The organism is Amycolatopsis stemonae (genome assembly GCF_054781455.1).
In genome coordinates this window covers 74,268-99,739 of record NZ_BAAGUJ010000026.1, presented here as the reverse complement: position 1 = coordinate 99,739, position 25,472 = coordinate 74,268, and the positions used below count along the sequence as shown (strand labels likewise).

At 72.4% G+C, this 25,472-nt stretch carries 16 protein-coding genes and 1 riboswitch; of the genes, 4 read left to right on the top strand and 12 right to left on the bottom strand.

Going from position 1 to position 25,472, the window contains the following annotated elements; translation table 11 throughout:
- Nucleotides 1-205 precede the first annotated feature (205 nt).
- From ACYVLJ_RS46270 to ACYVLJ_RS46250, 5 genes are all read right to left on the bottom strand, one after another.
- Entirely contained in the window at nucleotides 206-1,354 is a 1,149-nt protein-coding gene (locus ACYVLJ_RS46270; protein ID WP_460443493.1) for an MFS transporter, read from the bottom strand.
- 108 nt (nucleotides 1,355-1,462) lie between these two features.
- The gene (locus tag ACYVLJ_RS46265) at nucleotides 1,463-3,079 is read right to left on the bottom strand and encodes an Hsp70 family protein (protein ID WP_460443492.1); all 1,617 of its coding nucleotides are present in this window, start codon (nucleotides 3,077-3,079) and stop codon (nucleotides 1,463-1,465) included.
- Nucleotide 3,080: 1 nt separating this feature from the next.
- Nucleotides 3,081-4,346: a hypothetical protein gene (locus ACYVLJ_RS46260; protein ID WP_460443491.1), complete on the bottom strand. Its 1,266-nt coding sequence runs from the start codon at nucleotides 4,344-4,346 to the stop codon at nucleotides 3,081-3,083.
- A complete protein-coding gene (locus ACYVLJ_RS46255) occupies nucleotides 4,343-5,818 on the bottom strand; it encodes a GTPase family protein (protein ID WP_460443490.1) in 1,476 nt (491 codons plus the stop codon). The genes ACYVLJ_RS46260 and ACYVLJ_RS46255 overlap by 4 nt, the downstream gene beginning before the upstream one ends.
- Nucleotides 5,815-7,656, bottom strand: coding sequence for a dynamin family protein (locus tag ACYVLJ_RS46250; protein ID WP_460443489.1), 1,842 nt, complete (start codon nucleotides 7,654-7,656; stop codon nucleotides 5,815-5,817). The genes ACYVLJ_RS46255 and ACYVLJ_RS46250 overlap by 4 nt, the downstream gene beginning before the upstream one ends.
- A 35-nt stretch (nucleotides 7,657-7,691) precedes the next feature.
- Here ACYVLJ_RS46250 and ACYVLJ_RS46245 point away from each other — a divergent pair, with 35 nt between their 5' ends.
- Nucleotides 7,692-8,786 carry a hypothetical protein gene (locus ACYVLJ_RS46245; protein WP_460443488.1) on the top strand — a complete coding sequence of 365 codons (1,095 nt, stop codon included), beginning with the start codon at nucleotides 7,692-7,694 and terminating at the stop codon, nucleotides 8,784-8,786.
- 139 nt (nucleotides 8,787-8,925) lie between these two features.
- Here the strand turns inward: ACYVLJ_RS46245 and ACYVLJ_RS46240 are convergent, their stop codons facing one another.
- From ACYVLJ_RS46240 to ACYVLJ_RS46230, 3 genes are all read right to left on the bottom strand, one after another.
- On the bottom strand, nucleotides 8,926-11,499 hold the full coding sequence (locus ACYVLJ_RS46240; RefSeq protein WP_460443487.1) for an ATP-binding protein: 2,574 nt from the start codon (nucleotides 11,497-11,499) through the stop codon (nucleotides 8,926-8,928).
- A 201-nt stretch (nucleotides 11,500-11,700) separates the two neighbouring features.
- A complete protein-coding gene (locus tag ACYVLJ_RS46235; RefSeq protein ID WP_460443486.1) occupies nucleotides 11,701-12,294 on the bottom strand; it encodes a hypothetical protein in 594 nt (197 codons plus the stop codon).
- A gap of 3 nt (nucleotides 12,295-12,297) precedes the next feature.
- The gene (locus tag ACYVLJ_RS46230; protein ID WP_451972095.1) at nucleotides 12,298-12,726 is read right to left on the bottom strand and encodes an LppU/SCO3897 family protein; all 429 of its coding nucleotides are present in this window, start codon (nucleotides 12,724-12,726) and stop codon (nucleotides 12,298-12,300) included.
- Nucleotides 12,727-12,856: 130 nt separating this feature from the next.
- Here ACYVLJ_RS46230 and ACYVLJ_RS46225 point away from each other — a divergent pair, with 130 nt between their 5' ends.
- A complete protein-coding gene (locus ACYVLJ_RS46225) occupies nucleotides 12,857-14,263 on the top strand; it encodes a PI-PLC domain-containing protein (RefSeq protein ID WP_460443485.1) in 1,407 nt (468 codons plus the stop codon).
- A gap of 4 nt (nucleotides 14,264-14,267) precedes the next feature.
- Here the strand turns inward: ACYVLJ_RS46225 and ACYVLJ_RS46220 are convergent, their stop codons facing one another.
- Nucleotides 14,268-16,157 (bottom strand): hypothetical protein, encoded by a 1,890-nt coding sequence (locus ACYVLJ_RS46220; RefSeq protein WP_460443484.1) that lies wholly within the window; start codon nucleotides 16,155-16,157, stop codon nucleotides 14,268-14,270.
- Between the two features lie 216 nt (nucleotides 16,158-16,373).
- Between ACYVLJ_RS46220 and ACYVLJ_RS46215 the strand changes: the two genes are divergently transcribed.
- A complete protein-coding gene (locus tag ACYVLJ_RS46215) occupies nucleotides 16,374-17,531 on the top strand; it encodes an FAD-dependent monooxygenase (protein ID WP_460443494.1) in 1,158 nt (385 codons plus the stop codon).
- On the opposite strand, the gene metH is transcribed toward ACYVLJ_RS46215, so the two are convergent.
- A complete protein-coding gene (metH, locus tag ACYVLJ_RS46210) occupies nucleotides 17,513-21,145 on the bottom strand; it encodes a methionine synthase (protein WP_460443483.1) in 3,633 nt (1,210 codons plus the stop codon). The two genes, ACYVLJ_RS46215 and metH, sit on opposite strands and share 19 nt — an antisense overlap.
- 14 nt (nucleotides 21,146-21,159) lie before the next feature.
- Nucleotides 21,160-21,238: riboswitch (S-adenosyl-L-homocysteine riboswitch) on the bottom strand.
- Between the two features lie 295 nt (nucleotides 21,239-21,533).
- Here metH and ACYVLJ_RS46205 point away from each other — a divergent pair.
- Nucleotides 21,534-22,394, top strand: a complete 861-nt coding sequence (locus ACYVLJ_RS46205; RefSeq protein WP_460443482.1) for an LLM class F420-dependent oxidoreductase — start codon at nucleotides 21,534-21,536, stop codon at nucleotides 22,392-22,394.
- A gap of 47 nt (nucleotides 22,395-22,441) precedes the next feature.
- Here ACYVLJ_RS46205 and ACYVLJ_RS46200 read toward each other — a convergent pair whose 3' ends face one another.
- Together ACYVLJ_RS46200 and ACYVLJ_RS46195 are read right to left on the bottom strand one after the other, a co-directional pair.
- Nucleotides 22,442-23,827 carry an MFS transporter gene (locus tag ACYVLJ_RS46200; RefSeq protein ID WP_460443481.1) on the bottom strand — a complete coding sequence of 462 codons (1,386 nt, stop codon included), beginning with the start codon at nucleotides 23,825-23,827 and terminating at the stop codon, nucleotides 22,442-22,444.
- 638 nt (nucleotides 23,828-24,465) lie between these two features.
- On the bottom strand, nucleotides 24,466-25,467 hold the full coding sequence (locus ACYVLJ_RS46195; protein ID WP_460443480.1) for a zinc-dependent alcohol dehydrogenase family protein: 1,002 nt from the start codon (nucleotides 25,465-25,467) through the stop codon (nucleotides 24,466-24,468).
- Nucleotides 25,468-25,472: the final 5 nt, after the last annotated feature.

The window sequence follows — 25,472 nt, the reverse complement described above, 5'->3', positions numbered from 1 at the left end:
CTGGGCCGGCCGGCGGACACACCTCAGTGGGGGCGCTGCCACGCTCCTATCAAGTCACGCCGGTCGGTCCTGACCACCGGTGACCGGCACAACGCATGATCGCCAACCCGCAAGCAGGCGGCAGCGAGGCTACGAGCCAGGTCACCAGCGGCCAGGATCCCAACCACCGCAACAGCGGCAACACCACCCTGACACTGACGCGAGGTTACCGGCGGCGCAGGCGGTGCAGGGCGAACGCGCCGAGCAGCGGCCCCACGGCGAGCACCGGCACCGCGGCCCGCCAGCCGACGGCGTCGGCGGCCAGGGGCAGCAGCTGGATCGTGCCCGCGCTCAGCAGGAACCCGAACGCCGTCATGGCGGTGAGCGCGGTGCCGACGTAGCGCGGATCGGCCGTCTCGGCGAGGGCGGCGGAGAACTGACCGGAGTCGGCGATGACGGCGACGCCCCAGACCAGGAGCACCGGCACCAGCAGCGACGTGCCGGACACGACGGAGGACAGCAGCGCGCAGGCCGCGCTGACGAGCATGGCGGCCATCGCGACGACCACGCGTCCGCAGCGGTCCGACAGCGCGCCGCCGAGCACGCACCCGGCCGCCCCGCACACGCCGATGACGACGAACGGCGGCACGCCGCCCGGTCCGCCGGTCGCGGCGAGATAGGCGGGCAGCCACGCCCACAGCGCGTAGAGCTCCCACATGTGCCCGAAGTAGCCGAGGCAGACCAGCCGCTGCCGGCGATCGGCGGCCATCCGCACCAGGTACCGCGGCTGCCACCGTGGCGAGGGCAGGCGATCCGGACCGGGGCGGACGAACGCCGCGGCGATGCCGGCGCCGAGCGTCGCCAGCCCGGCCGAACACAGCAGGACCGTCCGCCACGGCAACGGGTTCAGCAGGCTGGGCAGGGCCGAGCCGACGGTCAGGGCCCCGAGCAGCACGCCGAGCGCGATCCCGCGCTGCCGCGGAAACCACGAGACGACGACCTTCATCCCGACCGGGTAGACCCCCGCGAGGGCGAAGCCGGTGACGAACCGCAGCGGGACGGCGAGCCCGTGCGCGCACCACGGCAGGGCCGCGGTGACGCCGCCCGCGAGCAGCGCACTGCCGGCGATCAGCGCCTGCGGCGGCACCCGGTCGGCGAGGTTGAGCGCGGCCGAAACCACCGCACCGACCGCGAACCCGGCCTGGACGGTCACGGTCAGCAGGATCGTGTGCTCCCGCGAGAGCCCCCATTCCGCGCGCAGGGCCGGAACCACGGCGGAGGCGGAGAACCAGACGCTCAGGGCGCACACCTGCACCGCGGCGAGCACCGCGAGCTGACGGCCGGCGGCGGTGGGGGCCGGAAGGAGGGTGATCACCCGGTCTACTTGCGGCCCGGCCGGGGCCGGGGTCAACGGCGTGCGCCCGGGCTTCACTCCATGGGCTGGAAAATCTCTCACATACTGAGCGCGCCGGCGGCCGGGTGCTCAGTTCGTGGTCTTCGTGCTCGTCGTGGTCGGCGGGGTCGTGGTCGTCGTCGGGGTGGTCGTGCGCGTCGGGGTCGTCGTCCGGGGCGGGGTCTTGCGGTGGGTCGTCACCGGCAGGTTCGTGTGGGGTGGTGCCGCCACCGTCGCGTGCGTGGTCTCCGGGGCTTCCGGGGACGGCACGCTCACCAGCGTCGGCGTCTCGCTCGCCGAGCTCGAGCCCGGCGGGGTCGTGCCGCCGGACGAATTGCCCGAGCTGCTCACCGCGACCGCCACCCCGCCGATCGCCACCACCGCGACCGCGCACAGCCCGATGACCACCCCGCGGCGGGACGCCCGCCGTCCGGGGCTCGCGTCCGACTTGACCCGGCCCAGGGACGGCGGGGGTGCCCCCGCGCCGAAGCCGGGGCCGGCCATCGCGCGGGTCTCCTCGCGGGGCGCCGGCACGCGGGAGACGTCCGGCTGGGGCACCGGGAGCCGGGGGCCTTCCGGTTGCGGGACGGGCGGCGGCGGCACCGGCCGGATCGCCGGGTGCGAGCGCGTCGCCTGCACCAGCCCCGACCGGCCCGAAGCCAGTGCCGCCGCCCCCAGGGCGACGCCGTACTTCGGGTGGATGTCGACCGCCGTCGGGCGGCCCAGCTCGGCCGAGACCAGCTGGGACACCAGCGGGATCCGGGACGAGCCGCCGACCAGCAGCACCGCGCCGAGGTCCGCCGGGCGCAGGTTCGCCGAGCGCAGCGCGCGGTGCAGGGACCCGATCGTCGCGGTGATCGACGGGCGGACCATCTCCTCGAACTCGCCGCGGGTCAGCCGCACCTCGGTCTGCACCGAAGGCAGCAGGACCGGGATCGCCGTCTCCGTGTCGGCCGACAGGGCCTCCTTCGCGAGCACGCATTCCTGGCGCAGCCGGACGACCGCCGCGACCGCGCCCGGGTCGTCCGGGTCGACCTGCGACAGCTTCCCGTCGAGCGCCCGGTCGACGTGGCCGAACACGGCTTCGTCGAAGTCGACGCCGCCGAGCCCTTCGATGCCTTCCGGGGTGCCGAGGATCTCGAACCCGTTGCCGCGCTTGCGCAGCACGGTCGCGTCGAACGTGCCCCCGCCGAGGTCGTACACCGCCACGACCGCGCCGTCCTCGAGCCGTTCCTGCGACGCGTAGTGCGCCGCCGCGGCCTCGGGCTCGGTGATCAGGCCGACGCGGTCGATCCCGGTCAGCCGCGGCACCTGCTCGAACAGCTCCCGCTTGTACGGCCCCCAGTTCGCCGGGTGCGTCAGCGTGATCCGGTCCGGCCGGCCGCCCTGCTGCCCGGCTACCGTCCGGACGACGTACCCGAGCAGGTGCGCCATCAGCGACGCCACCGAATGCGGTGCCCCGCCGAGCAGCACCGGCGTCGGATCGCCCAAGCGCCGCTTGAACTCCCGCGCCACCCGGTCCGGCTCGACGGCCGCGCGCCGGCTCGCCGCGTCCCCGACCAGCACGCTCCCGTCCGCCCGCAGCAGCACGACCGACGGGATCGCCGCCGTGCGGTCGCCGAGGGACACCATTTCGACGTGGCCGGCGCTGTCGACGGCGGCAGCCGTGAACGTGGTGCCGAGGTCGATGCCCAGTCCGTAGCCCATGTCAGCCTCCGCCGTCCGCGTGCGCGTGGTCCAAAGTCGGGTGGTCGTCGGGAACCGGCGCCGGTTCCTCGAGGTGTTCGTGGTGTTCTTCCGGCGCCGGCGGGCCGGGCGGTTCGGCCGGCGGCGGCTCGGGCGGCTCCGGCGGCGGGTCGCCCGGCAGGTGGCCGGTGTCCGGCAGGTGCCCCGGATCCGGCAGCTGACCCGTGCCGTGCTCGTGGTCCGGCTCGTGGTGCCGCGGAGGCTCGAACGGGTGGTCCTTCTCTTCGGGCTGCGGCCGGCTGCCCGTGACCTCACCCGCGTCGTGGTGCACCGGTTCGCGTTCGGTCGCGAAACTGTGCTTCGCGGGCGGGTGGTCGGCCAGCGACGAAGACGCCGCCAGCGTCGTGGTCTCGACGGCGATCGGCGGTGCCGGCGCGAGGTCCACAGTGGACGGCTGACGGCCGAACGTGACGACCGGCGGGGCCGCGGGGCCGGGCAGCGCCGGCGCCGGCGCGGTGACCTGTGTGGTGACCGTGGCGCCGCGCGCCTTGTCCGTGATCACCTCGGTCTGGTGGATGGCCGGCCCGGCCGGCTCGCCGAACGGGTCCTCGGCCGTCGCCTTCTCGTCGACGCCGACGGCGACGGCGATCCCCGGCGGCCCGGTCCCGGCCTCGTCGAGCCCGACCGTCTCCTCCTGGAACACCTCGATGTCGCCGTGGCCCGGCGCGTCCGGCGTGAGCTCGTAGGTCAGCGATCCCGCGTGCTCCACCGAGATCGAGCCGTCCGGGTGCTCGTGCACGACGATGCCGGCGTTCTGGACGACGTCGATGTCCGTGTCGCCCGGTGTCCCGTCCCCGGGCACGACCACGTGCTGGTGGTCGGCGTACACCTCGTCGTGGCCGTGGTTGTGCACGACGAACCGCTCGGTGGCGTCGATGACGAAGTTGCCGAACTCGTCTTCGCGGACGTCGATCTGCTCGAACTCCTCGACGGTCGGCAGGTCCTCGACCGGCGCGCCGCCGGTGGTCTCCGGGTGCCAGACCGTGCCCGTCCGCGCCTCGACCGAGCCGTCCTCGCCCCGGGTGACCGTGCTGGTCTCCACGTGCGGGACGTAGTCGTGGCCGGGGTCGGTGTGCGCGGTCTCCGCGGCCGCGGGTGCCGGTTGCGGTGGCGGTGTGGCCGTCGTCGCGGAAGAACCCGGCGTGAGCAGGTTGCCCGCCACCTCCGACGCGACGGCGCCGGCGGTGGCCGTGACCGCCCGCTTGACCTTCTTCGGCAGCTCGTTCACGACAAGACCTCCGCCCGGGCTTCGCTGAGCAGGATTCCTTCGCACGTCCGCACCAGCACGCGGGCCGCGTCGCGGACGTCGCGCGGGGAGGCGGGGTGCTCGGCGCGCCGCTGCCACCTCAGCAGCTGCGCGCCGAGCGCCTGCCGGATCGCGGCCCGGCCCGCGTTCGGCGGCAGGCCCAGCCGGCTCGGCACGTCCACCCCGGCCGCGCCGAGCAGCCGTTCCGCGTCGCCGGACTCGTCGGTGGTGAACAGCACGACGCCGAGCCGGATCGAATCGATCAGCTGGATCTCGGCGAACTCGTGCGCCCCGGCGACGATCCGTTCCCATTCGTGCAGCAGCCCGCCCGTGCGGTCCGGGTAGGCCCGCAATACCAGTTCGGCCGCCTGCAGCGCCGAGCGTGCCTTGAGCACGTCGGCCCGCGCGGCGAACTGCGTCGTCAGCAGCGAGCGGAGCCGGTGCAGGCCACTGCGGGCCAGCAGTTCGCCGGACAACGCCCGCGCGCCGGTGACCATCCCGCCGCGGGTCAGCTCGACCGCCAGCCGGACGCCGAAGAGGCCGTAACGGGCCAGCAGGTCGGTGCGCTCGGCGACCGGAACGTCCACTTCGGACTCGGCGCGGGCGAACCGGTCGGCCGACGTCAGCAGCCGCGCCGCCTCCGGTTCGGGAGCGGCCGCCAGGACCCGGAACGCGCGGTACTCGGACTCCTTCAGCGACGCCGCGGAGCTGGCCAGCAGGCCGGCCACCGGGACCACGGTCTGGCAGAGCCCGCGCACGCGGGAGTCGCGGGCGTAGCGCTCGGCGATCTTCGCGGCCGAGTCGAGCGCGTCCGTGCGGGCGTGCCCCACTTCGTCCGCCCGGGACAGCACTCCGATCGTGTTCACCGGGCGGCGCTGCGCCGGGTCGTCGTGGAAAGCGTCGAGGAACCGGACGTCGTCGCCGTGGACGTGCCGCATCAGGTACACGACGGCGTCCGCCGTGCCCACGCCGTCGCCCTCGGGCACCAGCGCGATCTCGGTGCGTTCGGAAACGGCCGAGCGCGCCGAGCCGAGCCCGGGCGTGTCGATCAGCGTCATCGCGCGCAACGCCGGCGACGGCCAGTCCACGACCAGCCGCTCGACGTCGTCGGGTGCCATGCCGAGTTCGAGGCCGAGGGTGCCGGACAGCCGGCCGAACGGCAGCTGGCGCGGCATCCCGCGGACCGGGTGCAGCATGATCCGGTAGGTCGGGCCGTTGCGGTACCAGGTGACGACGCGGGTGCACTCCCCCGCGTCCGTCGCCGCGAGCTCCTGGCCGACCAGCGCGTTGAGCAACGTCGACTTCCCGGCCTTGACGCGGCCGGCGATCGCGACGCGCAGCGGTTCGGCGAGCCGGCCCGCGATCTGCCGCAGCTGCGGCTCGGCGGGCGTGCCGGCGTACCCGGCGCACGCGCGGGCGACGAACCCGCGGACCTGGACGTAGAGCGGCATCATCGCGTCACCGCCGGGACGGGTTTGGGCGCACTGCGCAGGGTGAGTTCGTCGGCGCGGCGGCCGAGCACTTCGAGGGCTTCGATGTCGGCCTCCAGGCGGCTCAGCTCGGCGGCCTCGGCGTCGTCGTCGACGACGGCCTTCTTCGCGTTGGCCAGCGCCTCGGTCAGGGACCGCTGCAGCTCTTCGACGCGCGCGCCGTAGGCGTCGCGGAGTTCTCTTTGGACGGTCCGCATCGCGTCGCGGGAGTCCTTGCCCACCTGGAGGTTGAACTCGTCGACGAACCGGCGCACGGCGGTCTTGGCCAGGCTGCGGCGTTTCTCCAGCTGCCGCTTGCGCTCGTCCATGAACCCGGAGCGGCCCATGAGCAGCCCGGCGGCGACGCCGAACGGGGTCGGGATGACGAGCGCGGCCATCTTCGTGAGCATGGAGAACATCAGGAAGCCGCTGTAGGCCTTCTGGAACGCGGCCATCCCGGTGGCGCCGCGGGTCTTGACGCCGGTGAACGACGAATCGATGTCGATCTCCTCGACGACCTCGACCGGCGCCTGGACCTCGCGCGGCAGCACGGCCTGGGACTCGGCGAGCTCGAAGTGGTCGGCGACGCGGGACGCGAGACCGCGGGCGTTCTTGACGAAGGTCGCGTAGTTCTCGAGCGTCTCGTTCGCGAGGCGCTGGCGCAGCCACTTCTCGAACTCGTCCCAGTTCTTGGCGGGGTCGCCTTCGTCGATGGCCTCTTCGGCCTCGTGCAGCACGCCGCGGGAGCGGGCGCGCAGGTCGTAGTCCACATCGGACGAAATGTCGGCGAAGCCGTCGAAGAGCAGTTGCTGCCACTTCGCGGACTGGCTGCGCAGCGCGTCGACGCGGTCGTTGACCCGGCCGAGCTCCGCGACGAGGCCGGCGGACTGCTCGGGGTGGACGAGCGCGGTGCGGCGGGCCCGCAGGGCGGCGTGCAGCTGCCCGACCGCGGACGCGACGTGCAGGCCCACGGCGTTGAGCGCGGACCGCTCGGCGTCCCCGACCACGCCCTGCAGCCGCTTGACCAGCTGCGGGAACCCGGATTCGACGTTCATGTCCTGGTCGGCCGAGCGCGCCGCGACCGTCCGCAGCTCGGACGAGACGGCGACGGTGTCGATGGTGATGCCGCACGCTTCGAGGTGGCCGGCGTTCAGCTCGAGGATCCGCCGCCACTGCGGGTAGAGGTCGATCTTGGTGAGGACGAAGAACACGCTGGGGCACAGTTCCTTGACCGTCCGGAGGAACCGCAGCTCGGCGGCGGTCAGTTCCTGGGAGGCGTCGGAAAGGAAGAGGACGGCGTGCGCCCGCGGCAGCGAGCTGACCGTGACGGCGTTGTGCAGCGAGCCGAGCCCGCCGACGCCCGGGGTGTCGACCAGCACCAGCCCGCCGGAGAGCAGCTGGCGGCTGATCGAAGCCGTGACGGACTTGAGCTTCCGGACGTTGCCGGGGTTGCCGGCTTCGCTGACGTGACTGGGCAGGTCTTCGAGGGAGATCCGCTCGGTCCACGGCGGCGACGACGGATCGGCCGGCTCGTAGGTCGCCAGAGCCCCGGACTCCGGCGCGTAGCGGACGACGGTCGGCACCGCGGTCGCGATGTCGTCGTCGACCGGGCAGATCTTGGCGGTCAGCAGGGCGTTGATGAGAGAACTCTTGCCCTGCTTGAACTCCCCGACGACGTACACGGTGACGTCGGGCTCGGACAGCAGGCGCCGGGCGTCGGTGAGGCGCTGGACGAGATCGTCCCGCCCGTAGGCCTTCGCCCCCTTGACGGCGAGGTCGAGGGTGTCGAGGGCGATGCGCCCCCCGCCGCTCGGCTCCTGCATGACCGCTCCCCTGGGTTGCCTACGCCGGCTCAGATGTGGTCGACGTCGTGGTGGTAGTCGGCGTGGTGGTCCTGGTGGTGCTCCTCGCCGTGGTGGTGCTCGTGCTCGTGCTCGGTGGACGCCTGCTCGTTGAACTGGTCGCCGCCGTGGTGGCCGTGGGCCTGTTCGTTCTGGAAGACGTTCCCGTGGCCGCCCGTGGAGGCCTGTTCGTTGAACTGGTTCCCGCCGTGGCCCTGCTCGTTCTGGAAGATGTTCCCGTGGCCGCCGGTCGAGGCCTGCTCGTTGAACTGGTTCCCGCCGTAGCCCTGCTCGTTCTGGAAGATGTTCCCGTGGCCGCCGGTCGAGGCCTGCTCGTTGAACTGGTTCCCACCGTGCCCGCCGTGGCCCTGCTCGTTCTGGAAGATGCTGCCGCGACCACCCGTCGAGGCCTGCTCGTTGAACTGGTCACCGCCACGGCCACCGTGACCCTGCTCGTTCTGGAAGATGTTCCCGTGGCCGCCGGTCGAGGCCTGCTCGTTGAACTGATCGCCGCCACGGCCACCGTGACCCTGCTCGTTCTGGAAGATGTCGCCGCGACCACCGTTCGAAGCCTGCTCGTTGAACTGGTCACCGCCACGACCACCGTGACCCTGCTCGTTCTGGAAGATGTCGCCCCGGCCGCCGTTCGAAGCCTGCTCGTTGAACTGATCACCGCCACGACCACCGTGACCCTGCTCGTTCTGGAAGATGTCGCCCCGGCCGCCGTTGGCTGCCTGCTCGTTGAACTGGTTCCCACCGTGCCCACCCGAGCCCTGCTCGTTCTGGAACACGTCACCGTGGTGACCGGCCGACGCCTGCTCGTTGAACTGGTTCCCGCCGCGGCCGGATCCCTGCTCGTTCTGGAAGATGTCGCCGCGACCGCCGGTCGAGGCCTGCTCGTTGAACTGGTTCCCACCGTGCCCGCCGGAACCCTGCTCGTTCTGGAAGATGTCCCCACGACCGCCGTTGGCCGCCTGCTCGTTGAACTGGTCGCCACCGCCGGAACCCTGCTCGTTCTGGAAAATGTCCCCCCGGCCGCCGTTGGCCGCCTGCTCGTTGAACTGGTCGCCACCGCCGGAACCCTGCTCGTTCTGGAAAACGTCGCCCGATGAAGTCGTCATCCTGTGCACTCCTGACATTCGGATCGGTGAAGCCCGTGCCCCTCCGTTGTCATCCAGTCTTGGGCCGGCGGGCGCCCGGGTCATGAGTAGCGGCCTACTCGGCTTCGCCGCTGTCTCCGGCGCGATCTACCTATGGACCGTCGCCGGGACTACTCGCCGGCTCCGGGGGGCCTACCACCGAGGCGAGCTCGCGGCGGCCGGAAATACCCAGCTTCGCGTAGACGCCGTGCAGGACGTTGTCGACCGTTCGCACCGAGACCACCAGCCGGTCGGCGACCGCTCGGCTCGTCAAGCCCGTGGCCACCAGGCGGGCGATCTCCAGCTCGCGGACCGTCAGGTCGAGCGGGGTGTCCAGCAGTCCCAGCGCCGGGGTCGCGGCGTCCTCACAGGACGCGAGCCACGCGCGGGCCCGTTGCGCCGACGTCGCCGCGCTGCCGTTCCTGCCCTCCGCGCGGTGGGCGCGGGAGGCCTGGGCCGCGGCCTCCGCGGCGAGCAGCCGCGCTCCGACGTCGGCGAAGCCGGAAGCCACGGCGTCCAGGGCTTCGGCGTCCGCGTCGGCGACCGCCCGTGCGTGTGCCGAGTACAACTCGGCCAGGGTTCCCGAGCCGGGCCCGGGGTCGCGGGAGCCGAACCCGAGCCGGACCAGGTCGTGGCGGATCTCGGCCGCCACCGCGAGGCGGCCGTCCTCCTCCGCCGCCGCGGCCGCCGACGCCGCGAGGTCCGCCGCCCGGGAGGGTTCGCCGCGAGCCGCCGCCACCCAGGCGCCGTCCCAGTCGCCGTGCGGGTCCGAGACGCGTCCGCCCATCGCCGTCGCCCGGACCAGCGCCGCGGCGACCGCCGGACGGAACTCGTACGGCTGGTCGTGGACGTCGGCGGCGAGGGCTTCCCGCAGCCAGCGGATCGCGCCGCGGACGTTGCCGTACGCCAGCGCCACCGTCCCGAGTGACGCCGCCGCGCCCGCGACCGCCGGGCCCCAGCGGTCCCGGACGGCGTCCCGGTAGTCGTCGCCGGCGTGGTCCTCGGCCTCTTCCAGCCGGCCCGCCCGGCACAGCGCGACGATCCGGGCGTGCTCCAGCCGGACGCGCGCGCCGGGGGCGAACGCGTCCGAGATCCGGGACGCGATCGCGAGCCCCTCGTCGACGACGCCGAGACACGCCTCCGTCCGCCCCGCCGAAGCCAGCGCTCCCGCCGCGACCACCAGGGCCGCGAGCCGCAGCGCGTCGCCGCGGCCGTTGCGGTCGAGCACCGCGCCGAGCAGGTCGAGGGCGTCGCGGGCCGCACCCGCCGCCGCGCGCAGGGCGGCCCGGGCGGTCACCAGTTCGTCGGAAGTGCCGGACACACCCGTTTCTGCCGTGTCGAGCACGGCGGCAGCTTCCTCGAAGCGGTCGAGGCCGAACGCCAGGTTCCTGGCCCGCGTCGCGGCGACGCGGGCGTGCTGGGCGTCCGACACCGTCTCGCCCGCGAGCTCGGCGAGCAGCGAGTCGGCGTCGGCGTGCCGGCCGCCCGCGATCCGGACCTGGGCGAGCAGGAACTTCGCGGCGAACCCGCCGCCCATCCGGGCGGCTTCCGCCGCCAGCTGTTCGGCCTGCGGAAAGTCCTTGCGCAGCAAGGTTTCCGCCGCCGCCCGGACCAGCTGCGGGTCGGTCGGCAGCCCGGCGGCCAGCCGCCAGCGCACCAGCCGGGGCTTGTCCTCGGCACGGCGCGCGCCGGTGAGGTCGAGGGTCTGCGCGAGGATCCGGTAGGTGTCACGCTGGCGCAAGGGGGACGTCCGGCGCCGGATCACCTCGGCGTAGAGCGGGTGCGCGAGCCGGACGTTGAGCCGCCGTCCGGTGCGTTCCGAGACGACCAGCCCGGCCTGCTCGGTCGAGGCGAGCACCCGCGCGGCGCCGAGCCGCACCAGCGGTTCGCTGCCCAGTGGCTCGCCGAAGGCGAGCAGTTCGAGCAGCCGCCGCTCGTCGGCGTCGACGCGGTCGGTGCGCGTTTCGATCAGCTCCACCAGCCGCGGGGTCGCGGTGAGCGCGCCGCTCCACCGCCACACGCCGTCCTCCGCCGACAGCGCGCCGCTGTCGAGGCCGCCCTGGATGAGTTCGCGCAGGAACAGGGGATTGCCGAGGGTCAGGTGCCACAGCCGGTGCTCGGCGCCGTCGTCGAGCCGGCCGCCCAGGGCCGCGGTGATCAGCTCGGTCGTCTGCGGACGGCTGAGCTCGCCGACGTCGAGCCGTTCGGCGACGCGGTCCTTCCACATCGCGAACACCGGGTCGGGCACGCTCACGCCGTGCGGCGCGAGCACGATCACGAACGCCGACGCGGTCGCCGCCAGCTGGTGCACCAAGGTCGCGGACAGGTCGTCGAGCAGGTGCGCGTCGTCCACGCACAGGACGAGCCGCCGCCCCTCCGCGCCGCGGGTGAGGTGGCCGGCGACCTGGTTGAGCCGGTGCGCGCGGTCCCCCGAACCGTCCGCGCTGCCGGGCAGGAGGTGGGCGAACGCGCCGAACGGGATGGTCGAAGCGGACGACATCGCGCGCACCCAGTGCGTGCGCGCGCCGGCACCGGCCAGCTCGGTCAGCAGCACCTTGGCCAGCCGCGTCTTGCCGGCGCCCGCGCGCCCGGTCAGCAGCAGACCGCACACCTCGGGGTCGGCCAGCGCCCGGCGCGCGAACGCCAGCTCCTGTTCGCGGCCGACCAGCGGCCAGTCGTTCGCCACACCCACTGCCTCCCCACCCCTCGCGGGCTTTCCGGTGCCCCCGCACCCGTTCATCGGATAATGACTACGCCCGCTCCGCCGGAGTACCGAATCCGCGCAGCGATTTGGCATTAATCGCCAAGCGGTGCGACGAACCCGGCAGAACGGACACTCGATCTCCGATTTCGTGAGCATTTCCCGCTGGAATTGCGGAAACCGTGATCATTGGTTTCCCGGTGATTCTTTTTCGCGGCCCACCATCATTCCGACGACCCGCGGCAGGACCACGGCGTTCCAGCCCGCCATGGCCGTGACGAGTTCCGGCTCCGGCCCGCCGGTCCAGACGCGCACCTGCCCCGCGCGCAGGTCGGTGCCGAGCACCCCGTGCCACGGCACCTTCGGCGCGAACCACCGGCGCAGCCCCTCGACGTCGGCGTCGATGCGCGGGTGCCCGCCGAACCGGGCGGTCGCCCCGGCCGTGATCGCGTCGACCGCGGCCCGCGCGATCCGCGGGCACGCCGCGGACTCGACCAGCTCGACCAGGCGCCGCCAGGTTTCGCGCGCGTCCTCGAGCTCGCTGCCGCCGCGGAAGGCGTCGAACACGAACCGGCTCCGCACCGGGCCGCGGGCCAGGCCGAGCGCGTAGCTGGCCTGGTGCGGCCGGGCCGCCGCGTGGTAGGCGACCCGGTCGACCTCGGCGAGCCGGAAGACGCGGTCACCGATCACGATCACGTCGCCCGCCGCGGCGAGCGTGCGCCCGCCGCAGCGGATCCGCACCTCACCGGAGCCGGTGAACGAGAACTTCCCGGCCGCCATCGGTCACTTGCCGGTCTTCGCCAGGCAGAGCACGACGCCGGTCTCCCCTTCCTTGCCCTCCCAGAACACCTGGTCGGCGTCCGGGTACGGGGTGCACGCGCTGATCTGCGCTTCGGTCTGGGTCTTGTCCTCGACGCGCGCGACGACCTTGAGCGTCGCTTCGGGCGTCCCGCAGTCGACGATCTTCACGTAGTTCTCGCCGCTTTCGGTGACGCAGTTGCCGACCTGGGCGTTCTCGCCGTTGGACCGGGTGGCCACCCAGACCAGCGCGAGGACCCCGGCGACCAGGATCAGGAACACGGTGAGCACGATCTTCTGCCGCCGCTTCGACTTCTTCGGCGCGGCGGGCTGCGGCCCCGGCGGCGGACCGGCCTGGGGCGGTGGCACGGGTCCGGTCGGATCCGGGTACTGGGGTCCACCCGCGTGGGTCATGACGATTCCTCCCTCGACGTCCTGCTGACCCCTTCTAGGCGTTCCACTCGCGTTCCACGACGTTCCACCCGCCGTTCCGCGGCGCGGGCCAGGATGGGGACCGCCCCGCTCCCGACGTGAGGACCCGAGGATGACCCGACTGCCCGCCTTGGCCGTCACCGCGCTGACCACCGCCGCGCTGCTCACCGGCGGGACGGCCGAAGCCGCGAGCCCGCCCTTCACCGCCTCGGTCTTCCGCGCCACGCACAACAGCTACTCGGGCGACGTCGACGGCGCGAAGAAGTCGATCGCCTACCAGCTCGACCACGGCGTCCGGTTCATCGAGCTCGACGTGCACGACAACGGCTACGCCACGAACCACGACTACGGCGTCGGCCACGACTCCCCCGGCGACGCCGTCGACCACAGCGGCGGCAACCCGGCGTCGAACAACCTGCGCGACTGGCTGGCCACGGTCGACACGTGGTCGGCGGCGCACCCCTCGGCCGCGCCGATCGTCGTCATGCTCGACCTCAAGGACGACCTGACCGACAACGCGAACTTCGCGGAGGGCAACCTGGCGGCGGTCAACCAGGAGCTGGAGTCGGTGTTCGGCAGCCGTCTGCTGCGGGCGCAGGACTACCCGGCGGGCTCGCCGACCGTGGACGCGCTGCGCGGGCGCGTGCTGCCGCTGCTGTCCGGCGACGGCGGCAGCCGCAGCGAGTACAAGCGGGACGTCGGCTACCACCCGGCCGTCGCGGTCAACGGCCGCGGCCAGATCGTCGAGGTGCACGACTCGGGCGGCGGCGCGCTCTGGTACTGGACCGGGACCTACGGCGCCGACGGCCGCGTCACCTGGCTGCGGCACGGGAAGTACGACAGCGGCCAGACGCCGGCGGTCGCGCTGAACGACAACGGCGACCTCGTCGAGGTCCACCAGTCCCAGACCGCGACGACGCTCTGGTCGCACGTCGGCAAGCTCGGCTCGGACGGTGAGATCACCTGGCAGGCCAGCAAGCAGTACGACAACGGCGTGCAGCCGACGGTCGCCTTCACCGACGCGACGCACGTGCGCGAAATCCACCAGAGCCAGAGCAACAGCCAGAACTGGACGTGGAACGGCACGCTGTCGGCCACGGCCGTCGCGTGGACCGGCAACGCCAAGACGTCGGACGCGCGGTACGCCAAGGACACCGCCACCAACGGCAGCCGACGCGTGAAGGTGTGGACGGGCGCGGACGGCCCGACGCCGTCGAACACGCTGCGCGCGGACACCGCGAGCGTCACCGGCGACCGGATCCGCTACCGGCAGGTCGCGTTCGACGAGTTCCAGAAGGGCGACAGCGCGGAGCTGCAGCAGGGCGCGCTGTTCTACGGGGCGCCCGCGACGGAGTCGGCGTTCATCACCTCGGCCCGCCAGTCCGGCAAGCTCGTGCGCGGCTGGGACTTCGACTCGGCGAGCGACGCGACCAGCCCGCCGGCGAACTACCCGGCGTCCAACCACCCGTACGACGCCTGGTACGAGACGATGGTGACGCAGAACGGCGCGGTGCAGTAGGCGATCACGAAGGGTCGTAGGAGCAGCGGACGCCGGTGTGGACGCCGTCGCGCAGGACGTCGCCGATGACCGCGTCCGCTGCCGCGATCCGGCTCAGCGCGCGGCGGATCGCCTTGCCCACGGCGATCCGCGCTTTCTCCTCCGCGCCCGCGAACTCGCGGACGCGGCCCGCGAGCCCGGCGGCGGCCGACAGCTCGCCCATGAGCCAGTCGCGCTCGGCGCGCACCTTCTCCGCCCGGCCCGCGTCGTGGTTGGCCTCGTGCTCGTCGAGCTCGGCCTCCAGGTTCGCGAGCCAGCGGCGGTAGTGGCTCGTTGCCTCCTGGTCGAGCACCGGCTGCGCCGACGACGCCGCGGTGCGCACGCCCGGCCCCGAGGCCAGCTCGACGGCCGTCAGCTCGCGGCCGGGGTTGTCCAGCAGCGTCGCGAGGTAGCCCATGCCGACACTGTGCTCTACCTGCACAGACCGCCCGCCCAGGGCGAACACCCAGTGGCTGCCGTGCCGCCGGCACGTCACGCGCCGGTCCGGGCCGCGCACCGGCAGCGCGGGCAGCACCATCCCGAGCTGCCCGGCCTCCCGGGTTGCCGCGGCCAGCTCCCGGTCGGCTTCGGCCGACGCGGGTCCCAGTGCCTGCGCGAGCCGCGCGCGGGAGAGTGCCGCGGCCGGCCAGTGCGCCAGCGCGAGGTTGTCGCGCACGGCCGCGCGGAAGTGCTCGGCGGCGCGCTCGGGCTGGCCTGCCGTCAGCATCGCGACACCGAGCGCGTGCTGCACCGAACCGAAGCAGGCGACGCCGAGGCTCGCCGTCATCGGCAGCCGCGCGAAAGGCGTCAGGAGCGCGTACGCGGCCAGAGCCGATTCGACGTCCGAGAGCAAGTACGCGGACTCGACGATCCCGTACATCGACACGAGCCAGCTGCTCGACCGCGGCAGCAGGGCCAGGTCCCGCCCGCGCAGCCGGGCCAGGGCTCCGGCGGCTTCGCGTTCGTCCCCGGCGGCCGCCGCCGCGACGGCCAGGCCGGCGACGAGCGCGTTGTCCACCGCGCTGAGCGTCGGCGAGTTCACCGTCTCCCGCACCACCGGCAGCACCTCGGCGACCCGGCCCTGGTACCAGCGGATGGCGCCCAGCTGCGCGGTGAACCAGCCGGTCGCGTCGGCGTCCCCGGCCTGCTCGCCGCGTTCCGCGCAGGCCGCGGCGCGCGCTTCGGCGTCGGCGAACCGGCCCGCGCGGATGCTGAGCATGACGTCGATCGCGTCGAGCACGAACCCGACCGCGAGGTGGTCGCGGTCGGCCAGCAGGCCGCGCAGGTCCGCGAGCCCGCGCTGGGCGTGCGGGTCGCCGTCGAGGAAGAGGTCGACCGTGCGCCAGAGCATGCCCATCAGCAGGTCGCTGCGCCGCCCGGTGCGGAAGCCCTCGGTGATCAGCTCCTGGGCCAAAGCGCGGCGCTGGCCGCCGTGGTCCGGCCCGAGCAGGCAGTGGTGGGCCAGGCTGGCGGCTTCGGCCCAGGCCACCGGGTCGCCCGCGCGCTTGGCCTCTTCGAGGACCGCCAGGATCTCGTTGCTCTCACCGGCCACGTAGTCGGCTTCGCCCGCGAGCCGGGCCTTGAGCCGCAAGGCCAGCGAGGACCCGGGCTCGACCGCCGCGCGCGCCGCGCGCAGCCGGGCCTGCAGCAACGCCGCCGCGGGCGCGCTCCGGTGCTCGTGGACCCACAACCCGCCCATGCCCAGCGCGGCGCGGGCCATCGCCGTACCGTCGCCCTCGGCTTCCGCGGCGCGGTACGCGCGGTCGAACCACTCCCGGCCGGCGCGCAGGTCGCCGTCGGCCTCGAGGGCCCGCTCCCCGTTGCGCAGCAGCTCGCCGAGCGTGGTGGCCGCAGGTGGCAGTTCGCTGACCGGCATCGCCGACCCCTCTCCCCCGCCGGAAATGGTGCCCGCCGATCGGATCGCGGTCAACACGCGGAAACCGGCGGGAAAGCCGGGGTCACGGCCGGGAATTTTCCGTCGTGACGGACCGCGCGCAGTCCACTCGCGACAGTCGCTGACGGCGGCCGTCAGCGCTTCGCCAGGGACCGGTAAGCGACGGCCGCGAAGCTCGGCGGCATGAAGAACCACGGCATGAAGAACCTCAGCGTCCTGATCTCCGGCGCCAGCATCGCCGGCCCCGCCCTCGCCCTCTGGCTGGCCCGCCACGGCTGCACCGTCACCGTCGTCGAGCGCGCCCCGGCGGTGCGGCCCGGCGGGCAGGCCGTCGACTTCAAGGGCGCCACCCACCGGACCGTGCTCGAGCGCATGGGGATCCTCGATGACGTCCTGGCCCGCCAGACCGGCGGCACCGACCAGACGATCGTCGACGCCGAGGGGCGGCCGCGGGCGGTCATCCCCGGCGAGTTCACCGGCGGCGACATCGAGATCCGCCGCGGCGACCTGGCCGACATCCTGTACGAGCACACCGCGCCGCACTGCGAGTACCTCTTCGGCGACACCATCACGTCGCTGGCCGAGACGTCCGACGGCGTCGACGTCACCTTCGCCCACGCCGAGCCCCGCCGGTTCGACCTCGTCGTCGGCGCCGACGGCATCCACTCGGCCGTCCGGCGGCTGGCCTTCGGCCCGGAACGCGACTACGTCACGTTCCTCGGCCACTACTACGCCCTGGCCGAGCTGGGCGCGGAGGTCGCGGACGGCGACCCGGTCATGTACAACGAGCCGGGCCGGATGACCGCGGTCGGCGGGCCGAAGGCGTCGGCGTTCTTCGTCTTCGCGTCACCGGAGCTGGACTACGACCGCGCGGACACCGGCCGGCAGCGGCAACTGCTGGCCGAGGCCTACCGCGGCGCCGGCTGGCGGGTGCCCGAGCTGGTCGCGAAGATCCCGCAGGCCCGCGAGTTCTACCTCGACTCGCTGGCGCGCGTCACCATCGACCACTACTCGCGCGGCCGCGTCGTCCTGCTCGGCGACGCCGCCTACGGCAACACCCTCGGCGGCTTCGGCACCGGCCTGGCCGTCGTCGGCGCGTACGTGCTCGCCGGCGAGCTCCTCGCCGCGAACGGCGACCACCGCGCCGCCTTCGCCCGCTACGAAGAGCAGTTCCGCGGCTACGCGAAGATCTCGCAACGCGGCAGCGCGGGCCCGTTCCTCGCGCCGCCGTCCCCGTTCCGCATCAAGATGCGCGACTGGACGTTCAAGTCGCGGTTCCTGCTCGGCCTGATGCTGAAGGCGACCGACAAGTTCGCCACCGACATCGAGCTGAAGGACTACGCGTCGGGTTCGTAGGCCAGGTTCGGCCGCAGCCACTGCTCGACCTCGGCGACCTCGACGCCCTTGCGCCGCGCGTAGTCCTCGATCTGGTCGCGGCCGAGGCGGCCGACGGTGAAGTAGCGGGAGTCCGGGTGCGCGAAGATCAGCCCGGACACGCTCGCCGCCGGCGTCATCGCGAACGACTCCGTCAGGTCCATGCCCAGGCGGTCCGCCTCCAGCAGCGCGAACAGCTCGCGCTTCTGGCTGTGGTCCGGGCTGGCCGGGTAGCCCAATGCCGGGCGGATCCCGCGGAAGCGCTCCGCGTGCAGGTCCTCCAGCTTCGGCTCGGCGTCGGGCTCGAACCAGTCGCGGCGGGCCCGCAGGTGGATGTGCTCGGCGAACGCCTCGGCGAGGCGGTCGGCCAGCGCCTTCACCATGATCGCGCGGTAGTCGTCCTGCTCGGCTTCGTACTTCGCGGCCAGCTTCTCGGCGCCGTGGATCGCGACCGCGAAGCCGCCGAGGTGGTCGCCTTCCGGCGCGATGTAATCGGCCAGGCAGCGGTTGGCGCGGTCCTCCGGCTTCGACGTCTGCTGGCGCAGCATCGGGAACGCGACGTGCGAGAACTCGCCGTCGAGCAGGATGTCGTCGCCCTCGCTGTGGGCCGGCCAGAACGCGTACGCGCCCTTCGCGGTGAAGCTGCCGTCCGCGATGATCTGGTCGAGCAGCGTGTTCGCGTCGTCGAACAGCTCACGCGCGACCGGCTGCTCCAGGATCGCCGGGTACTTGCCCTTGAGCTGCCAGGCCAGGAACAGGAACTGCCAGTCGATCATCTCGCGCAGCTCGGCGATCGCCGGCTCGACGACCCGCGTGCCGGTGAACAGCGGCTCCGGCAGGTCGGCGAACACCACCTGCTCGCGGTTCAGCCGCGTCTGCTCGAGGGTGAGCATCGGGCGGCGCTGCTTGCTCGCGTGCTGCTCGCGCAGCACCTCCTGATCGGCGCGGTTCTTCTCGGCGAGCGCGATCGACCGGTCCGGGTCGAGCAGGTCGGACACGACCCCGACCACGCGCGACGCGTCCAGCACGTGGACGGTCGCGTTGTCGTAGGCCGGCGCGATCTTGACCGCGGTGTGCTGACGGGACGTCGTCGCGCCGCCGATCAGCAGGGGCAGCTTCAGCCCGCGCCGCTGCATCTCGGTCGCGACCGCGACCATCTCGTCCAGCGACGGCGTGATCAGCCCGGACAGCCCGACCGCGTCGGCGCCTTCGGTGACGGCCGTGTCGAGGATCTTCGCGGCCGGCACCATCACGCCGAGGTCGATCACCTCGTAGTTGTTGCAGCCCAGCACGACCCCGACGATGTTCTTGCCGATGTCGTGGACGTCGCCCTTCACCGTGGCGAGCACGATCTTGCCCTGGCCGCCGCTCGAGGCCAGCCGGCCTTCCTGGCGCGCCTTCTCCTTCTCCGCCTCCATGAACGGCTCGAGGTAGGCGACGGACCGCTTCATCACGCGCGCGCTCTTGACCACCTGCGGCAGGAACATCTTGCCGGAGCCGAACAGGTCGCCGACGATCTTCATGCCGTCCATCAGCGGCCCCTCGATGACGTCGAGGGGCCGGGCCAGCTGCTGCCGCGCCTCTTCGGTGTCGTCCTCGATGTAGTCGACGATGCCGTGCACCAGCGCGTGCGACAGCCGCGCCTCGACGCTGCCTTCGCGCCACGAGAGGTCCACGACGCGCTTGGTGCCGCTGCCCTTGACGTTCTCGGCGAAGCTGACCAGCCGGTCCGTCGCGTCTTCGCGGCGGTCGAAGAGCACGTCCTCGACCAGCTCGAGGAGGTCCTTCGGGATGTCTTCGTAGACCGCGAGCTGGCCGGCGTTCACGATGCCCATGTCCAGGCCGGCCTTCATGGCGTGGAACAGGAACGCCGAGTGCATCGCCTCGCGGACGACGTCGTTGCCGCGGAAGGAGAACGACAGGTTCGAGATGCCACCGGAGATGTGGACGCCGGGGCAGCGCTCCTTGATCCTCGGCAACGCGTCGATGAACGCCTTCGCGTAGCCGTTGTGCTCGGCGATGCCGGTGGCGACGGCGAGGACGTTCGGGTCGAAGATGATGTCCTCGCCCGCGAAGCCGGCCTCCTGCGTGAGCAGGTCGTAGGCGCGGGCGCAGATCTCGACCTTGCGGTCGGCGGTGTCGGCCTGGCCCCGCTCGTCGAAGGCCATCACGACGACGCCGGCGCCGTAGTTGCGGATGGTGCGGGCCTGCGCGAGGAACGGCTCCTCGCCCTCCTTGAGGCTGATCGAGTTCACCACGCCCTTGCCCTGCAGGCAGCGCAGGCCGGCTTCGAGCACGCTCCACTTGGAGCTGTCGACCATGACCGGGATCCGCGCGACCTCGGGCTCGGTGGCGATGAGGTTGAGGAAGGTCGTCATCGCCTCCTCGGACTCGAGCAGGTCGGCGTCCATGTTGACGTCGAGCAGGTTGGCCCCGCCCCGGACCTGCTCCAGCGCGACGTCGACGGCCGCCTGGTGGTCGCCCGACTCGATGAGCCGGCGGAACCGCTTGGAGCCGGTGACGTTGGTCCGTTCGCCGATCATCACGAACCCGGTGTCGGCGCCGATGCCGAACGGCTCGAGCCCGCTGAACCGGGTGTGCGTGCGCGGCGCGGGCACCTCCCGCGGCGTGACGTCCTTCGCGGCTTCGGCGATCTTCGCGATGTGCGCCGGGCTGGTGCCGCAGCAGCCGCCGACCAGGTTGACCAGGCCTTCGCGGGCGAACCCGCCGATCAGCCCGGCGGTCTCCTCCGGGGTCTGGTCGTAGCCGCCGAAGGCGTTGGGCAGTCCGGCGTTCGGGTGGCAGGCGACGTAGGCGTCGGCGATCCGGGCGAGCTCCTCGACGTGCGGGCGCATCTCTTCCGCGCCCAGCGAGCAGTTCACGCCGACGACCAGCGGTTTCGCGTGCTCGATCGAGCTCCAGAACGCCTCGACGGTCTGGCCCGAGAGCGTCCGGCCGCTCAGGTCGACGATCGTCACCGAGATCCACAGCGGCAGGTGCGGCGCGACGTCGCGGGCGGCGGCGATCGCGGCCTTGCAGTTGAGCGTGTCGAAGATCGTCTCGATCAGCAGCAGGTCGACGCCGCCCTCGGCGAGCCCGGCGATCTGCTCCGCGTAGGCCGCCTTGACCTGCTCGAACGTCACCGCGCGGTAGGCGGGGTCGTCGACCTTGGGCGACAGGCTGAGGGTGACGTTCAGCGGCCCGATCGACCCGGCGACGAACTTCCCGCCCAGCTCGTCGGCGGCCTGGCGGGCCAGCTGCGCCCCGCGGACGTTCATCTCGCGGACGTGGTCCTGGAGGCCGTAGTCGGCCTGGCCGATGCTGGTGGCCGTGAAGGTGTTCGTCGTGGTGATGTCCGCGCCGGCCGCGAGGTACTGGCGGTGGACGTCGAGGATGACGTCCGGGCGGGTGAGGTTCAGCAGGTCGGGGTCACCGGTGACGTCGTGGGTGTGCTCGCCGAAGCGGTCGCCGCGGTAGTCGGCCGGGGTCAGCCCGGCGCCCTGCAGCATGGTGCCCCAGGCACCGTCGAGCACCGCCACCCGCCGGCCGAGCAGCTCGCGCAGGCGCGCGGTGGCTTCGGACTCATTGGGGTTCATCGGCAGCCTCCCTCATCCGGGAGGCGCCCTTGGTCGGTGGTTCCCGGTCGAGCGTGGCGGACCCGGCGGTCCGTTGCAGCGCCTCTCGACCTGTGGTCCACGGTACTGGAACCGGGTGCGCGCACGCCATCCCGCCCCGCCGGCGCGTCCACTGACTGGGACACCGTGAGTCCACAATGGATTTTCGGGTTCACCCTGCCTCCGCGTCTTTCCCGGTTGCGCCCACCCTGCCGCACCGGGCGCGGGCGCTCTGCTCCCCGCCTGCTCACCCCGGGCTCCTCCACCATCGTTCGAGCGGCCCACGACGTTACTCTCCGCGTTCGCGTTGGTACTTTTCGCGGTCCCGACCCACCTTGAAAACTGAAACACGTTCTAATACGCTCCACGCGTGGACTACGGAATCGTGCTGTTCACCAGCGACCGGGGCATCACCCCCGCCTCCGCGGCGCGCGCCGCGGAAACCGCGGGGTTCGCCACCTTCTACGTGCCCGAGCACACGCACATCCCGGTGAAACGCGAGTCACCGCACCCGCGCACCGGCGACGCGTCCCTGCCCGACGACCGCTACAGCCGCACCCTCGACCCGTGGGTGGCCCTGGCGACGGCCGCGGCGGTGACGTCGCGGATCCGGCTGTCGACGGCGGTGGCCCTCCCGGTGGAGAGCGACCCGATCACGCTCGCCAAGACGATCGCGAGCCTCGACCACCTCTCCGGCGGCCGCGTCACGCTCGGCACCGGCTTCGGCTGGAACGTCGACGAGCTGACCGACCACGGCGTCCCGGGCCACCGCCGCCGCACCGCGCTGCGCGAGTACCTCGAGGCGATGAGTGCACTGTGGACACAGGAGGAGGCGTCCTACGCCGGCGAGTTCGTCTCGTTCGGACCGAGCTGGGCGTGGCCCAAGCCGGTCCAGCCGCACATCCCGGTGCTGCTGGGCGCGGGCCCGACGGAGAAGACGTTCCGCTGGATCGCGCGGCACGCGGACGGCTGGATCACGACGCCGGCGGACACGGACCTGGACGGGCACGTGGCCCTGCTGAAGGAGATCTGGCTCGCGGAAGGCCGGGCGGGGGCGCCGCGGATCTGCGCCCTCGGCGAGCGGCCGGACCCGGAACGCCTGGCGCACCTGGATTCCCTCGGCGTGACCGAGACGATCTTCGGGCTGCCGGACCGTTCGCCGGACGAGGTCGAAGCCTGGATCGGGCGCCTGGCGGGCAAACTCGGGCTCGTCACTGCCCCCGCGCACTGAAGCGGCGGGGCACGGATCCCGTGCCCCGCCGTCAAGACCCCCCGGGGTCAGCTCTTGGCCGTGACGCCCTGGCGCGCCCGGAGGTCGAGCTCGATCTGCTCGAGCGAACGCCCCTTCGTCTCGGGCACCAGCCACTTCGTGAGCACGAACAGCACCACGTTGATGCCGGCGAACAGGAACATCGAACCGCCGATGCCGAGCGACTTCGGGTCGGAAATGATCGGGAACACCGCGCTCACGATGCCGGTCGCCGCCCAGAGGACCACGCTGCTGACACCCATGCCCGCCGCGCGGAACTTCAGCGGGAACACCTCGGACATCATCACCCAGACCACCGCGCCCCAGCCGAGCTCGTAGCCGACCAGGTACAGCACCATCATCACCAGCATCAGGATGCCGCGCGTGCCGGTGTCGTGGACGTTCAGCACGACGAACCCGGCCGCCACCAGCGTGATCACCATGATCACGTTGCCGATCAGGAGCAGCGGCTTGCGGCCCCAGCGGTCCACCACGAACACGACCCACGCGGTGAACAGGAACTTCGTGACGCCCAGCAGAACACCCGAAAGCAGCGCGGCCTGCGTGGCGAAGCCGAGGCCGATCAGCATCGTCGGGAAGTACGCGTTGATCGCGTTGACCCCGCTGAACTGCTGGCCGATCGCGAGCAGCAGCGCCACCACCAGCATCGGCCGCACGAAGCCGGAGAACAGGTCGCGCAGGCGCGGCTTTTCTTCGGTGTCGAGCCGGATGACCTCATTGATCGTCTCGATCTCTTGGTCGAGGTTCACGGTGGTGCCGTGCGCGCTCGCGAGGACTCGCCGGGCCTCCTCTTCCCGGCCGTTCTTCACCAGCCAGCGCGGCGTCTCCGGCAGGAACACCAGCCCGACGAGCAGCACCGCCGCCGGGACGATCGCGCCGGCGAACATCCAGCGCCAGGCCGAGTTCGGGCCGAGCCAGTAGCTCACCAGGAACGCGATCAGGATGCCGAGCACGATGAAGATCTGGTTCAGCGCGCCCATCGCGCCGCGCAACCGCGCCGGCGCCAGCTCCGACAGGTAGGTCGGGACGGTCGACGACGAAAGGCCGATCCCGAGGCCGATGACCAGCCGCGAAACCACGAGCAGCGCGAACGTCGGCGAGAAGGCCGCCGCCAGCGTGCCCACGATGACGATCGCCGCGGCGACCATGATCGTGCGCCGCCGGCCGAGGGCTTCGTTGGTACGGCTGGAGAACAGCGCGCCGACGATGGCACCGACCGACAGGCTGGCGGTGATCACGCCCTTGTCCCAGCTGGTCAGCGCCCAGAGTTTCCCGATGAACGGGAGCACCCCGGAAATCACGCCGAGGTCGTAGCCGAACAAGATGCCACCGAGCGCGCCGAAGAAGTACAAGGTGGTCCGGCTGATGTGCCGCGCCGGGGCTGTCTGCGTCATTGCCGGGTCGCCTCTTTCGTAGGTCCAGTCCAGCCAGCGGCGTCCACATTCACACGCCGGAAATAGCCGGGCAAGACAGTCGTCGATAACAATTCAGAAACGTGATCGCCGTTCACATATGTGACTCTTCTAAGCGCACACCACTACTCCGTCTGCCGCAGTCGCGAATCAGTGCACAATGGACACGGCCGCCGACGCGCGCGGGTTCGATCAATCCACTATGGACAATCGCGGCGCAGCAGGTCGGCGAAGGCCGTGAAGGGGAATCCCGGGAGCCGGGCAAATCGGGCAGAGTCCGGGCTCACCGCAAGGTCGGGGAGACGGTGAACCCGGACGTGCGCGCCGGACCCGTTCGGGCGGGTCGGCGGCGCAGGCGGGAAGGGGGTTTCAACCCACCCCCAGGCGGTTGAAACCCCCTCCCCGCGCCCCCAGCCCGGAGCGGCCGGCCCGAGCATCCGCAGCCTGCTCGGGCGACGCCCTGGTAGCTATCACTCTCCCGGTTGTGGTCACCGGCCGCCATTCCTGCCGAAAGAGGACTTTCTTCCACCCCGAAACCCCGCTGAGCTGCGAATACGTGGTCGCGGCGGTACGGATCTACCCAGCCGGGCGGGCAAAAGTTACCCCTGGCCGCGAGCGGCTCAGGCGCTCTCCAGCACGACCTTCCCGACGTGGGTGCCGGACTCGAGGTGCTTGACGGCGTCGGCGACCTCTTCGAAGGCGAACCGGCGGTCGATCACGGGCCGCAGCCCGCTGTGCTCGACGGCCCGGTTCATGGCCTGGAACGTCTCCCTCGACGCGTTCGTCAACCCGCGCAGGGTCAGCTGCTTGACCAGCACGAGCACCGGGTCGGCGGCGCCCTCGTGGGTGAGCACGCCGGCGACGCTGACGTGCCCGCCCGGCCGGGCGGCGAGCATCGACTGGCCGATCGTGCCGCCCCCGCCGACGTCGACGACGTGGTCGACGCCGCCGCCGGTCAGCTCCGCCGCCGCCACGCCCCACTCCGGCGTCGTCGTGTAGTTGATCGTCTCGGCCGCGCCGAGGGCGCGCAGGCGGGCCAGCTTCTCGTCCGAGCTGGACGTCGCGATCACGCGGGCGCCGCCGAGCACGGCGAACTGCAGCGCGAACGTCGCCAGCCCGCCGCTGCCCTGGGTCAGCACGGTCTGGCCCGGCGTCACCCGGCCTTCCTCGACGACCGCGCGCCACGCCGTCGCACCGGCGCTGGGCAGCGTCGAGGCCTCGGCGAAGTCCAGGTGCGCGGGGACGGCGACGAGCGCGTCCTCGGCGAAGACGGCGTACTCCGCGAGCACTCCGTCGAGCGAGCCGGACAGGTCTTCGGCCGTCTTCTCCGGGGTACCGGGTCCCGAGAGCCATCTCGGGAAGTACGTCGCGGCCACCCGGTCGCCCGCCGACCACGCGCGCACGCCGTCGCCGACCGCGACGACCTCGCCCGCGCCGTCGGACAGCGGCACGACGTCCGGCTTCACCGGCATCGGGTAGAAACCCTTCAGGATCATCAGGTCGCGGGCGTTGAGCGCCCACCCGCGCAGCCGGACCAGCACCTGGCCGGGACCGGGTTCGGGAACGGCACGCTCGGCCAGGACGAGCTCGGCGCCGGGACGCGGCAGGGAAAAGGACTTCACAGCGG